Genomic DNA, 13,904 nt, shown 5'->3' with positions numbered 1-13,904 from the left:
CCTCAGGAGCCGAAACGTAGCAACGCTTCAGCGTCCGGCCAGCAACGCTTCAACGAATTCATAGCTGTTGAAGGGTCGAAGATCCCGAATGCCTTCACCGGCCCCGATGAAGCGAATCGGCAGTCCAGCTTCCGAGGACACCGCCAGCGCAACACCCCCTCGAGCCGTGCCATCAAGTTTGGTGATCACCACGCCCGTGAGACCAGCGGCTTTGGCAAACGCCATAGCCTGACGAAGTCCGTTCTGCCCCTGGCTGGCATCAAGGATCAACAGCGATTCGACCTTGGCCTCCGGCGCCAATCGATCAATGATCCTGCGAACCTTCTGCAATTCCTCCATCAGGTTGTGCTTGGTCTGCAAGCGGCCAGCGGTATCCACAAGCAGTAAGTCAGTTCCCCGTGAACGGGCAGCACTAATGGCATCGAACACCACAGCCGCCGGATCAGCGTTGCTGCTGGGATTGGAAACCACTGGCACATCACTGCGCTCTCCCCAGACCTGAACCTGCTGCACGGCAGCGGCACGAAAGGTGTCCGCTGCTGCGATCAAAGCTGAATAGCCACTGCGCACCGCAAGGTTGGCCAACTTGCCAAGGGTCGTGGTCTTGCCGACGCCATTAACACCAACCATCAACCAGATGTTGAGCCCATCCCGTTCAGGAGCCAGCAACTGAGCACCACTGGCGGCAATCGGTGCATCCAACAAACCGCGAAGCTGCTCCTTGAGGAAACGGATGCCTTCGGCAGGATCCACCACCTCCACGTTCATGCGTTGACGCAGAGCATCAAGAACCTGATCCGTCGCCTGAACCCCAGCATCAGCGCGGAGCAGAAGCGTTTCGAGATCATCGAGGACCTCGGGGGTGAGTGGATCGTCACCCAGGCTCTCGAGCAGACCGCTGACAAACCCCTGCCGGGTTTTCTCCAGGCCGCGGCGGAGTCGACCCAACCAGTCGATCTCCTCCAGGGAGATGTCATCAACACGACGTCCCTGGGCAGCCAGCACCTCCGCTGACCAGGTGAAGTCATCATCGAAGTCACCAAGGGTGGGTTCATCCGAGACCTCAGGTGTCTGGGCTGACGAAGGAGTCGGAGTCGGCTCGGGTTCAAGAGCTCTGGCGTTCTGGTCCTGCTGCCGTTGCTGCCGCTGAGCCGCAGCCTGTTCAAGCAGAGACAGACCCAGACTGGATGTGGGAGCTGGAAGCGGCTCTGGTGCAGCCGTTGGCAGCGGTGGTTCTGGATCAACGGACTGTTGTTCAACCGCAGCAGGCTCTGGCTCCGGTAAGGGGGTCGGAAGAGGTGTTGATGTCGGAGATGGCTCGTCCTCTGAGGCCTGAGCCTGTTGCGCTTTGAGACGGGCATAGGCCTCGCGGGCCCAGGCCATCGCTTCATCCTCAGGCGATGCCACCGATTCAGCTGTCGGTTCCGGCGTCAGCTCAGGAGAAGGCGTCGGTGTTGGCTGCGGCTGTTCACCGCCACCGCGATTGAACCAGTCGTAAACCATCAGCCCACCGCCTTGGATGCGGCATCGTGGAAACGCCTCAATACGCCATTGATCATCCGGCGACCCTGCTCATCGCCATAACGGTTCGCCAGTTCGACCGCTTCACTGAAGGCCACAGGTGCGGGTGTACCCAAATCACGGAGATCAACAACCGCCAATCGCAGAATGTCGCGATCGAGACGGGGCAGCCGACTCAGCCGCCATCCCTCCATCACAGAATCAAGCTCTGCATCGATGCGATCGCGTTTGTTAAGAACACAGGACACGCGCTCCATCGCCCCACGACGAATCTGTTCCTGATCCCCCAGCATCAACAATCGAGGCAATTCAAGGCTGGCGGAGAGTCCATTCAGCACTTGCTCAGCCATGGTCAGACAGCTGCGCAGATGATCCCGGCCCGTTGGCAAGGCAGCGTCAGCACCGGACTGAAGTTCGCTGTAGAGAAGACTCTGCTGAGCCTGCTCCAATTCGGCAGCACTGGCATCCAGTGATTCTCGCCAGTGCTGCATCAGGCTCTCCAATGCCTGCTCCAGCACAGAATCCATGGCCAGATCGACCGCCGGAATGGGTTTCTGATCGGAGACCTGACCGAGCACGAGCAAGGCCAGCTCACGGGCGAGGGATCGGGTGGCCATGAATCAACTGGAGGGAGAAGCGGATGCCCGCAACTGGGCAATCAAACTGGAAAAACTACGGTTCGCTGGAGCTTCCTGATCATCAGGATTGACGATGCCAGCGGAAATGATGGTGCGGAATGCTTCCTCAACACTGATGTTGAGCTCACGCACCCCTTGTTCGGGCACCAAGGTGTACCAGCCCGTTGTTGGATTGGGTGCCGTCGGGATGAACACACTCAACAACGGTTGATCGAGATCCGAACGCAAAGACGGCCCCACTTCACCAGTGACAAAGCCGACACTGAACAATCCCTCCCGCGGATATTCAACGAGGACGACGCGGCGAAAACGGGTCGAGTTGTCCCTCAGAAATGTTCCGAGCAGCTGCTTCAGCGTTTTGTAGACCGAACCTGCAAGAGGAATACGGCTGAGGGTGCCCTCTCCGAACTCCAGCAACCAGCGACCAACGATGTTTCTGGCCATGAGTCCGATCAACAGGATCCCCATCAAGGGAACTGTGAGACCCAGCGCCAGGTTGATCAGGTCCTGAAGCAGTGGATTCAGGGTGATGAATGGGTTGAGTTGCTTTGGAACGGAGGTAAGAAACGCCAGCACAAAGCGGCTGACCACCGTGGAAAGCCAGATGGTGGTCGCCAATGGGATGACCACCAGCAATCCGGCGATCAGATCATTTTTGAGATCCTGTCGAAGCCTCGAGGACAACGGCAGATCAGGCCTGGGGTTGGTCTGGACCAAGGAGCCTCTGCACCCGGGATCGGTTGAGTCAGACCAACCTAACCAGCGATCAGAGCACCGCCGTGAGGGCCAGCATTACAAAAGCCACTGCCAAAACAGCGGCGCTGGCGGTTCCACCAATCAACCGTTGCTGGCTCTGGCGGTTCTGTTGACCTTCAAACTTTTTCAGCTGCTGATCCATTTGAGCGATCTGCTCATCAATCATGGTTTCAGCCGCCTTGATCTTGTCCTCATCGCTGGCATCCGCAGCCAACTGCCCGGCTTGAGCCAACTGTTCACCAACCGCCTTGACCCGTTGGTCGTCGTCTCTGAATTGCCTGGCTTCCTTGAGGGCCTGGCGGCCCTGTTCAAGGTTCTCAGCCTGTGCTGGATCACCGGCGGCTCCATCAAGTGAGAACGGAATCGCCACCAACATGCCCACAGCCAGCAGGGCTGAAAGAGCGCAGATCAGCCACCGCAGGGGCGTTTGGCGACGAGGGGGATTGTCCAACCGAGCCCCCATCAAGGCCACCAACAGCCCGAGAAAACCCAAAGGAGCCAGGGCCACCAGCGCGCCAGTGACTTGGGGTCGTGTGGTGTCATCCGACCAATCGACCCCAACCAGAACGGCGGCCAATTGCAGCAACAGGATGACCACCATCGTGAGGCCGAGCCAACGCAGCAGCGGTGCCAGACGGCTATCCCCTGCTCCCATGTCCGTTGCTGCCACCTGACAATGCGTATGTCCGACGATCCTAGGAACGATGTCGGAACTGCTAACCACATCAGATCAGCAGCTGAGCCTGGCGCTTAAGCAGCGGGCACTGGCCGAAGGATTCTCACCGGTCGGAATCGCACGGCTTCCGGGAAGCAAAAGGCTCCAGCTCAGAACAGCCGCATTGGAGCGTTGGCTCGACGCCGGTCATCAGGCTGACATGGGTTGGATGGCCGCACCGCGCAGGAAGGACCCGACAACATTGTTAAAGGGTGCCCGAAGCCTTCTGGCGGTCGGTCTGAATTACCACGTGGACGTGCAGGCGGCACCAGGCTCACTTCGTGTGGCTCGTTACGGATGGGGAAGGGATTACCACCGGGTCGTGGACCAGCGGCTCCGCCGCGTGGGGCGTTGGTTGTCAGACCTGCGTCCAGATTGCGAATGGAAAGCTTGTGTGGATTCCGCACCGCTGCTGGACAAGGCATGGGCGGAGGAAGCCGGTCTGGGCTGGATCGGTAAACACAGCAACCTCATCCACGACCAACGGGGGTCGTGGATGGTGATCGGCCATCTGCTCACCACCTTGGATCTCGAACCCGATGAACCGGCCCGAAGTCTCTGCGGTCGCTGCAAAGCCTGCATGGATGCCTGTCCGACAGACGCCATCACAGAACCGTTCGTCGTCGATTCCCGCCGATGCATCGCGTTTCATACCATCGAAAATCGAGATGCTGAGCTTCCTGATCAGATCGCTGATGCCCTCGGCCCTTGGGTCGCCGGCTGCGACATCTGCCAGGAGGTTTGCCCCTGGAACCATCAGCGGCTGCCGAGCAGTGAGGATCCCGAACTGCAACCGCGCCCCTGGCTTCTCAATCTCAACAAAGACACGCTGGACACCTGGGACGCCTCAACCTGGGACACCCACTTGCAGGGATCAGCTCTCCGTCGGATCAAACCCTGGATGTGGCGACGCAACGCTGCGGCAGCACAACCGGATCCTCCCTCTAGCCTTTGAAAACCGCTGACTCGGACGTGTGTTCAACAACAGGATTCGTCAACGCTTCCTGATTGCGTTGCTGAGCGCTGCAGCGATCGTCGGCGCACCGTCAGCAAAAGCCGTTGTTCCCTATGTCTACGTTCCAAGTTCAGAAGAACTGACGGGATCAGCCATCGGTATCGGACGCACGGCAGCTCAGTTACTCCAGATGGGTCAACCCAAGGAAGCGGCAAAGCTGGCAGCTCTTGCCGTTCGCTTGGATCCACAAGATGAACGCCTTTGGTCCGTCCTCGCGGAGGCGCAACTGCGCAGTGACGACCTTGACCAGGCCAGCCAGTCCCTGGCTCGGGCCAAAGAGCTCAATCCAGACAAAGCAGGACTCTGGTTTGCTCAAGGAGCACTTGCTCTGAGGGATGAGCGACCGGAGGAAGCCATCCCTTTGATTGAACGCGGGCTGGAGCTTGATCCAAAGATCCCTGCTGGCTATTTCGATCTTGGTAATGCACATATCATGCTGGACGATCTCCCCAGCGCTCTGGATTCTTTTGAGAGAGCAACAAATTTAAAGCCTGATTTTTGGGAAGCGCTCAACAATCAGGCGCTTGTGCTTTACGAAATGGGAAATGCCGATGAAGCGATCCGTCGTTGGCGTTCTGTGCTCACAATCGAAGAAAATGCAGAGCCTTTACTCGCTCTTGCAGCAGCACTACATCAGCAAGGAATCGATTCAGATATTCCCCTAAAAATGGCTCGTAAAGCCCTGAATCAAGAACCCAACTACGTCCTGACCCCTCATCAAATTGAACAACTCTGGGGCGTGAAGATCCGCCAAGCCACCGCCCGCCTCCTAGCCCTTCCGGAGATGGTCAGCAGTGTGGAACGGGCTCAAGCCAACGCCACCTGGAAAAAACGCCAGTGAACCTCTGTAGGCTGAGCCCCTTCCGCGACAGGTCCAGCGGACGACATGGCTGAGGAGCGCGTTGAATCAATTGCTCTGCATCAGGAGATGCAGCGCTCCTACCTCGAATACGCCATGAGCGTGATCGTGGGACGGGCCTTGCCCGATGCCCGCGACGGCTTGAAACCGGTGCAACGCCGGATCCTCTACGCGATGCAGGAACTGGGGCTCACCCCAGACCGGCCGTACCGCAAATGCGCCCGCGTCGTCGGGGATGTCCTCGGTAAATACCATCCTCACGGCGATCAAGCGGTTTACGACGCCTTGGTCCGACTTGTTCAGACCTTCGCCAGTCGCCACCCACTGCTGGATGGTCACGGAAACTTCGGATCCGTCGACGATGACCCGCCGGCAGCCATGCGCTACACCGAAACGCGCCTGGCACCGATTGCTCACCAGGCATTGCTGGAGGAAATCGGCGACGACACCGTTGATTTCGCTCCGAACTTCGATGGGTCCCAGCAGGAACCGACCGTGCTGCCGGCGCAACTGCCCTTTCTCTTGCTGAACGGCTGTTCGGGCATTGCCGTGGGCATGGCCACCAGCATCCCTCCCCACAACCTCGGCGAAGTGGTGGACGGCCTGGTGGCCTTAATCCGTCAACCGGAGCTCAGCGACAGCAAATTGCTGGAACTCATTCCAGGGCCTGATTTCCCCACGGGTGGGGAAGTACTGCTGAGCAGTGGCCTACAAGACACCTACCTGGTGGGACGGGGCAGCATCCCGATGCGAGGGATTGCCCACATCGAAGAAGTACAACCTGGCAAGGGTCGCCACAAACGCAATGCCGTTGTGGTGACGGAACTCCCTTATCAGCTGAGCAAGGCCGGCTGGATCGAAAAGCTGGCGGAATACGTGAATGACGGCAAGATCGGCGGCATCGCCGATATCCGCGATGAAAGCGACCGCGAGGGAATGCGGGTGGTGGTGGAGCTGCGACGCGATGCCGATCCAGCCAAGGTGCTGGCGGATCTGCAACGGCGCACGGCACTGCAGAGCAACTTCGGAGCCATCCTTCTGGCCCTTGTTGATGGTCAGCCCCGCCAGCTCTCCTTACGCCAGTTGTTGCAGACCTTCCTGGATTACAGGGAACTGACCCTGATCCGGCGCACCAGCCATGCGTTGCGCAAAACGGAAGACCGCCTCGAGGTGGTCGACGGTCTGATCACCGCGCTGAACAACCTTCAGGCAGTGATCACGATGATTCAAGAAGCGCGCGATGCCGCTTCGGCGCGAGCCAGCCTGATGGTGCGCCTCGATCTGAGCGAACGCCAAGCTGACGCCGTTCTGGCCATGCCACTGCGACGGTTGACTGGTCTGGAACAGGAAAGCCTGCGTCAGGAACTCGAGGAGTTGCAAGCGGAACGGGAACGTTTGCGTCTACTGCTGGACAACCGGGATCAACTGCTCGATGCAATGGTCCAGGAGCTGAAGGGACTGAAAAAGCGCTTCAGCACGCCGCGCCGGACGCGACTGGTGGAAGGTGGCGATGCCCTGATGGCGGAACGGGCCGCCAGCCAGCGACCCAATACTGAGCTGCTGCGTCAGCAGGCCCTGGCAGCCTTGCCTACCGATGCACGACTGCTCATCCAAGCTGATGGGCAGGTGAAGGTGATGAGTCCCCAGGTGCTGGGTCGCATGCACCTGTCCGAACCTTGTGCCGTGGGTGACCACCCCTCTCCGGCACAAGTCATCCTCCCAATCGAACCATCACCCCGACTCCTGGGGGTCAGCGCCAGTGGTCGCGTTGCTTTGGTCCGCTGGGAATTCGCCGGACAACAGCCTGGATCCCTGGAGAAATTTCTACCCAGCGGTCTGGACGGTGACCCATTGATCGCCATCGTGGAACTCCCCGTGGGTGATGGCGCAGAGCTGAGCCTTGGGCTACTCAGCAGCGATGGACGTTTTAAGCGACTCCCCCTGACCGACGTTCTTGACCTCTCTGGCCGAGCCATCAGCGTGGTGAAGTTGAAGGAGGGCGTGAGCCTTTGTTCAGCCGTGATCTGTCGCGAACACAGTGATCTGGTCTTGGTCAGCAGTATGGGGCGTCTGCTGCGGCTGCCTGTGAATGATTCGGTGCTGCCCAAGATGGGGCGTCTGGCGCAGGGACCGATGACCATGCGTCTTCTTCCTGGAGAAGAACTCGTGGGGAGCCTGTCGATCGACGTAGCTGAAACAGATCCAACCCTGCTGCTGGTCAGCCGCAAAGGTCAGATGACGCGGATCGACCTCAGTCCACTGCGTCGTTGCCAACGGGGAGATCTGGGGTTCATGGCGGTTGTGCTCAGTGCCGATGAAGACTCCGTGGCTGGACTTTGTTCCGGAGATTCCCTGGCCGGAATCGTGACCGATCAGAAACGCCATGGACGACTGGACGCCGGTGCAGTTGAAGTAACAGCAGCAGGCCAGTCCTGGGGCAATCAACTTGATCTGAACAGCAAAGAACAGGTGGTTTCAGTGGTGGCCCTGAAAACCAGCTGATCAAGACTTCGCGGCAATCCCCGCAGGCTCCATCATCAATTTGCTGGACAGCAACGTCTGATCCATGGGGATCGGGTACTGCCCGTCAAAACAGGCGCTGCAGAAATGGCCGGACTCAGACTTCGCAGCCTCGAGCATTCCTTCCTTGCTGAGATACGCCAAGGAATCCACCTTGAGGTGATCCTTGATCTGCTCAAGGGTCATCTGAGCGGCGATCAGTTGATCCTGGGTGTCGGTGTCGATCCCGTAGAAGCAGGGATGCGTCACCGGAGGCGAACTGATCCGCATGTGCACCTCAGTGGCACCGGCATCCCGTAACGCCACCACCAATTTGCGGCTGGTGGTGCCACGCACGATCGAGTCATCAATCACGATCAAGCGCTTTCCGGCCAGTACATCCGGCAGAGGGTTGAGTTTCACCCGAATGCCCGCTTCCCGCATCGCCTGGGTCGGCTGGATGAACGTACGGCCGACATAACGGTTCTTGATCAGACCATCGCCATAGGGAATGCCGCTTTCCTGAGAAAAACCGATGGCTGCAGGAATGCCGGAATCGGGAACACCGATCACCAGATCAGCCTCCACGCACGACTCTCGAGCAAGGGTTCGTCCAATGCGCTGGCGGTAGCTGTAGAGGGACTCGCCGAAGAACTGACTGTCCGGCCTGGCGAAATAAATCATCTCGAACACGCACAGGCGGTTCGGTTCCTCACTCCAACGCCGGCGCTGAGGCTCTGCTGATCCGAGTTCAAACCGGACCAATTCACCGGGCTGGACATCGTCGACGTAGCGGGCGCCGATGATCTCCAAGCCACAGGTCTCACTGCTCACCACCCAATGACCAGTGGCTGGATCCCCCAGCGTGCCGAACACCAAAGGACGGATGCCGTGACCATCGCGTACAGCAAACAGACCATCCGGAGTTCCGATTGCAAGGCTGAACGCACCCCGACACAGCTTGAGCGCGGCCTCGATGGCAGCTGACCAGTCGAGCCCACGATCCACCGCCTGCTGCACAGCGAAGGCGATCAGTTCCGAATCCGTTGTTGAGGTGAACTCCGCCTGTCCGTCGTCCACCAACTCCCGCAATTCGCGGGCATTCACCAGGTTGCCGTTGTGGGCCAGAGCAAAGGCCCCCAGCCGCGTCATCAGCACCACAGGTTGGGCATTGCACACCCGACTGCTGCCCGTTGTGGAGTAGCGGTTGTGGCCGATCGCCAGGTCTCCGGGCATGCGGGCCAGCACGTCCTGATCAAACACCTGGCTGACCAGACCCATGTCCTTGTGAAGGCGAACCTTGCCTTCGTTGAACACAGCGATGCCAGCCGATTCCTGGCCTCGATGCTGCAGGGCATACAGACCGAAATAAGCCAAGTTCGCCACCGGTTGTTCCCCGGCCAGAACGGCGAAGACACCGCAGGCCTCTTCCATCCGATCGGGACGCTCTGCCTCCAGCACGTGCACTGAGCGCCTCGACTTCAGAATTCCTTCAGGATTCTGCCTCACCCCCGATCCGGCGCGGCAAACCCTCCTGATGGGCCCGCTTCAGATCAGCCAACGACAGCTGTACATCCTTGTCACCGCAGTGGATCCGGAATGTTGAACCATCTCTCACCACACCGAGCTCAGTGATGGGAACCGTCGACTCAGCCGCAAGCTGATCCCACTGCGGCCGGCATTCAGCTTTCACTGAGATCGCCACCCGGGCACCACCTTCAGCAAACAACGTTCGCGCCAGGCCCTCAGGTCGCCCATTGAGCTTCAGGTCAACGCCAAGAGCTGACGCAATACTGCTTTCCGCCAGGGCTACAGCGAGACCGCCATCGCTGCTGTCGTGGGCAGAGGCCAACAAACAAGCAGCAATGGCCTGCTGCAACAGCTGCTGAACCTCACGTTCCAACTCGAAATCCACCCGTGGTGGCCGACCCGCCAACACCCCGTTGACCAGCATCTGATAACTGCTGCCGGCAAGACCAAGGCGGTCATCCCCCTGTTCATGCGGTGCTACGCCCAGCAACAACACCGAATCGCCGGGTTGTCGCCAACCCAGACCAACCACCCGCTCGATGTCCTCCACCAAGCCGACCATGCCCACCACCGGGGTCGGATGGATGGGTTGAAGCGTGCCGTCATCACGGCGGGTCTCGTTGTATAGGGAGACGTTGCCGCCGGTGACCGGTGTGTTCAGAGCACGGCAGGCCTCCGCGATCCCACGGCAAGCCATGGCCAGCTGCCAGTACCCCTTGGGTGTTTCCGGCGAAGGGAAATTGAGGTTGTCGGTGATCGCCAATGGTTCTGCACCGACGCAACTCAGGTTGCGGGCAGCTTCAGCAACGGCCGCCTGAGCACCACGCTCGGGATCCAAAGCCACCCAACGGTTGGGGCAATCCACCGTGGCAGCCACACCCCGCTGCACAGAGTTCATGGATCCATGGTCCTGCTGCGGACGCAAGCGCACCACAGCGGCATCCGCGGCTCCAGAGGAGACCACCGTATTGGCAAGCACCTGCTGGTCGTACTGGCGATGCACCCACCGCTTGCTGGCGATGGTCGGATCATCAAGCAAGGTCAACAGAACGCTTGCAGGGTCGTCCAAAGCAGGGAGCTGACTCTCCTGCCATTGCCAAAGCTCCTGAAGATCCGCAGGAGGCTCCTGCAACAGCTCGTGCTGCTCAATGGGCGTGTCATCCGCCAAAGCGGTGGCCGGCACCTCAGCGGCCACCTCGCCGTGATGCAGCACGCGCACCACGGGTTCCTGCAGGACCTGACCCACCACAGCGGCCTGCAGACCCCAGCGTCGGAAGCGCTGCATCAGCGCTTCTTCACGGCCGGCCTTCACCACAAACAACATCCGCTCCTGGGACTCCGAGAGCAGAAATTCGTAGGCCGTCATGCCTTCTTCGCGGGCCGGAACCCGATCGAGGTCGAGCTCAACCCCCAGACCACCTTTGGCCGCCATTTCCGAACAGCTGCAGGTGAGTCCGGCAGCCCCCATGTCCTGAGCAGCCACCACATCACCACTGGAAAATGCCTCCAGACAGGCCTCGATCAACCCTTTTTCCAGGAAGGGATCGCCAACCTGAACGGCAGGGCGGTCATCCAGGGAATCGGCACTGAGTTCAGCACTGGCGAAGCTGGCGCCGCCCATGCCATCCCGACCGGTGGTGCTGCCCACATAAACCACAGGATTCCCCACCCCCTGGGCGCAGGACTTGACGATCTCTTCGGTCTCCATCAGACCCAACGCCATGGCGTTCACCAGAGGATTCCCCCCGTAGGAGGGATCGAAAGCCACTTCACCACCAACGGTGGGCACACCAACGCAATTGCCGTAATGGGCGATGCCGGCCACAACGCCTTCGATCAGCCCGACGTTGACGGGGTCCTCCAGGGGGCCAAAACGCAATGCATTCAGCAACGCGATCGGACGAGCTCCCATGGTGAAGATGTCCCGCAGGATGCCGCCGACGCCGGTGGCGGCACCTTGAAAGGGCTCCACCGCTGAGGGATGGTTGTGGCTTTCAATCTTGAAGGCCAAGCGATGGCCTTCCCCCAGGTCGACCACACCGGCATTTTCACCAGGACCCACCAAAATTCGGGGACCTTCCGTTGGAAACCCCCGCAACAGCGGCCTGGAGTTGCGATAGCAGCAGTGTTCGGACCACATCACCCCGAACATCCCCAACTCGGCACGGTTGGGCTCCCGTCCAAGCCGCCGACAGATCTCCTGCCAATCCGACGGTTTCAGACCTTCCTGTTTCAGAGCCGCATTGACGTCGTAGGCAGGGGAGGACACGCGGGACTGACCAGCAGCTATTCCCAGTGTTGCCGACGGCGGGATCACACCCAGGGATCTTCGTCACGCTGACGGCGACCATCCCGCCATCCCTCCTCATCCCAGATTTCAGGACCGTCCTGCGAGCTCGGTTGTGGCGGTTCAGCACGCTGCGTTTCGTCCCAGAGAGGATCCTCCAGCCAACCTTCCAGTCGATCCCCAGCCCGATCGCCCATGTCACGCAACTGCTCGCGCCAGCGTTGGGTACGCCGCAACAGATCCTGGCGAACACTGGCGCGCGTCATCGGCAGATCATCCAATCCTTCTAAGGCGGTGATCACCCGGCCGGGTTGATGGTCCACGATCCGTTCCGGTGTCAGCCGCCAACGGGAACTTCCTGGAAGACGAGGATCGCTGCGGGCCACCAGATAGTGGTCGATCTCCCCAGTTGATGGCTCAAACACCAGGTCCACCACAGCACCAAGGCGTTCTCCATCACGTGCCAGCAGATCCGACTCCAGCAGGGTCGGCAGTCGATCCAAGGTGGCTGGATCAGTGACCGCCGGCTCACCTCGCACATAGATCTGCTGATCCGTGAGACCACAGCATTGATCCAGACGCCACACCTCACGGGTCATCCGCAACGCGGACGGCCGGCTCACCCAACCCAACAGACGATGCACCGGTGGATGAATCCAAGCCATTACACCGGGGCCATGGTCAAGCCCTAGATCGCAGCGCACGGTGTGCTGCAGCAGATCACTGAGCAGAAGCTGGTCGGGAAGCGCCAATTCAGGAGCGGATCTGAACCGGCATCACGAGATAGGTGAAGCCATCACCATCCTCCATAGGACGCAACACCGCTGGAGTGGTGGGGGCATTGCAGTGCAGAACCACCCGATCTCCGGCCATGGCTTTCAAACCGTCGAGCATGTAGCGGACATTGAACGCGATCTGAATCGCATCGCCGCTGAGACCTGCAGCAAGAGACTCAGAACCACTGCCAACATCCTGTGCATCGGCACTGATCAGCACCACACCTGATTCGGGCTGGCTGCTGAATTTGACGACGTTGTTGTGCTGATCGGCTAGGACTGCGATGCGTTCGAGAGCTCCCACCAGAGCACGGCGATCCATGGTCAACGTGCGGCTGAACCCATCGGGAATCAGCTGGCGGTAATTGGGATAGGTCCCCTCCAGCGTGCGGCTCGTGACCATCTGATCAGCCGCGAGGAACACCACCTGACCCCGATCACAGAACAGGCTGATCGGATCCTCCGACCGCCACCCGGCCACCAACCGCTCCACCTCACGTAGGGATCGCGCCGGCAAGGTCACGGCAAATGCAGCACCCTCGCCCTCCGTACCCTCAGCTGCTGCCTGAAGGGCATCGTTCACCTGCAACACCGCCAATCGATGACCATCGGTAGCGGCAGCCTCCAGATTTGTATCGGTGAAGCTGAGATGAACGCCTGTGAGCAACTGTTTGGCTTCATCACCACTGCTGGCAAAAAGGGTTCCCTTCAGTGCCTGCACCAACCCAGACGCTTGCAGTTTGAGGGTCAAGCCGCTTTCCACCATCGGTAGATCCGGGTAATCGTCTGCCGGCATGCCCCGCATCTGGTAGCTGCCGCTCAGGCTGTTGAGTTGCACCTGCTCTCCGGATTCCTCCGTGGTGAGCGTGAGCGGGGAATCACTGGCCAGTCGCGACACGATTTCACCGAGCAGCCGAGCCGGGAGCGTGATGGCTCCACTGGTCTCGACACTGGCAGTGAGCGAGGTCTGGATGCCGAGGTTGAGATCAAATCCAGTGAGGCTGAGGCGATCGGTGCCGGCATCGGCCGTCAGCAGCACATTGGCCAGAACCGGGTGTGTAGGGCGAGTTGCCACAGCACGGCTCACGAGCTGCAGAGCGGCGTTGAGTTCGGACTGGGAGCACACCACCTTCATCGTGCTGCAGGCCTGTTCGCTGGGTATCGATGCCCCACCGTTTCACAGCCGAGAACGAAGCGCAATGGCTGGTTGAGCCCAACCGTTCTTCGGCTGTTTTGTTTTAGTTCTTTTTAAGAAGTAAAACCAAAACAGTCGTCGTAGGGCCTGGGGAAATGGGGAACACTGACCAT

At 59.9% G+C, this 13,904-nt stretch carries 11 protein-coding genes; 3 read left to right on the top strand and 8 right to left on the bottom strand.

The window, feature by feature from the left end; all coding sequences use genetic code 11:
* Positions 1-27: 27 nt before the first annotated feature.
* The 4 genes from ftsY to SynA1524_RS00040 are packed head-to-tail and all read right to left on the bottom strand — an operon-like array spanning position 28 to position 3,570.
* Positions 28-1,503, bottom strand: a complete 1,476-nt coding sequence (ftsY, locus tag SynA1524_RS00055) for a signal recognition particle-docking protein FtsY (protein WP_186498415.1) — start codon at positions 1,501-1,503, stop codon at positions 28-30.
* Positions 1,503-2,138, bottom strand: a complete 636-nt coding sequence (nusB, locus tag SynA1524_RS00050; RefSeq protein ID WP_186498414.1) for a transcription antitermination factor NusB — start codon at positions 2,136-2,138, stop codon at positions 1,503-1,505. Before nusB ends, ftsY begins: the two co-directional genes overlap by 1 nt.
* A gap of 3 nt (positions 2,139-2,141) precedes the next feature.
* Complete coding sequence (locus tag SynA1524_RS00045) at positions 2,142-2,876, bottom strand: DUF502 domain-containing protein (RefSeq protein WP_186498413.1); 735 nt, start codon at positions 2,874-2,876, stop codon at positions 2,142-2,144.
* A gap of 49 nt (positions 2,877-2,925) precedes the next feature.
* Positions 2,926-3,570 (bottom strand): HpsJ family protein, encoded by a 645-nt coding sequence (locus SynA1524_RS00040; RefSeq protein WP_186499413.1) that lies wholly within the window; start codon positions 3,568-3,570, stop codon positions 2,926-2,928.
* Positions 3,571-3,619: 49 nt separating this feature from the next.
* On the opposite strand from SynA1524_RS00040, the gene queG reads away from it, so the two are divergent.
* From queG to SynA1524_RS00025, 3 genes are read left to right on the top strand one after another with little or no spacing between them, the layout of a single operon-like run.
* A complete protein-coding gene (gene queG, locus SynA1524_RS00035) occupies positions 3,620-4,585 on the top strand; it encodes a tRNA epoxyqueuosine(34) reductase QueG (RefSeq protein ID WP_186498412.1) in 966 nt (321 codons plus the stop codon).
* 19 nt (positions 4,586-4,604) lie between these two features.
* Entirely contained in the window at positions 4,605-5,486 is an 882-nt protein-coding gene (locus SynA1524_RS00030; RefSeq protein WP_186498411.1) for a tetratricopeptide repeat protein, read from the top strand.
* Between the two features lie 45 nt (positions 5,487-5,531).
* Complete coding sequence (locus tag SynA1524_RS00025; protein WP_186498410.1) at positions 5,532-8,006, top strand: DNA gyrase/topoisomerase IV subunit A; 2,475 nt, start codon at positions 5,532-5,534, stop codon at positions 8,004-8,006.
* Here SynA1524_RS00025 and purF read toward each other — a convergent pair whose 3' ends face one another.
* The 4 genes from purF to dnaN are packed head-to-tail and all read right to left on the bottom strand — an operon-like array spanning position 8,007 to position 13,731.
* Positions 8,007-9,437, bottom strand: a complete 1,431-nt coding sequence (gene purF / locus SynA1524_RS00020; RefSeq protein ID WP_286188751.1) for an amidophosphoribosyltransferase — start codon at positions 9,435-9,437, stop codon at positions 8,007-8,009.
* Between the two features lie 58 nt (positions 9,438-9,495).
* Complete coding sequence (purL, locus tag SynA1524_RS00015) at positions 9,496-11,802, bottom strand: phosphoribosylformylglycinamidine synthase subunit PurL (RefSeq protein WP_186498408.1); 2,307 nt, start codon at positions 11,800-11,802, stop codon at positions 9,496-9,498.
* Between the two features lie 44 nt (positions 11,803-11,846).
* Complete coding sequence (locus tag SynA1524_RS00010) at positions 11,847-12,572, bottom strand: RNA methyltransferase (protein WP_186498407.1); 726 nt, start codon at positions 12,570-12,572, stop codon at positions 11,847-11,849.
* Position 12,573: 1 nt separating this feature from the next.
* A complete protein-coding gene (gene dnaN / locus SynA1524_RS00005; protein ID WP_186498406.1) occupies positions 12,574-13,731 on the bottom strand; it encodes a DNA polymerase III subunit beta in 1,158 nt (385 codons plus the stop codon).
* Between the last annotated feature and the right edge of the window lie 173 nt (positions 13,732-13,904).

The organism is Synechococcus sp. A15-24, assembly GCF_014280195.1.
In the GTDB taxonomy this organism is placed as follows: Bacteria; Cyanobacteriota; Cyanobacteriia; order PCC-6307; family Cyanobiaceae; genus Parasynechococcus.
Note: the sequence above shows the minus strand (reverse complement) of the source record. Positions and strands in the feature narration are given on the sequence as shown.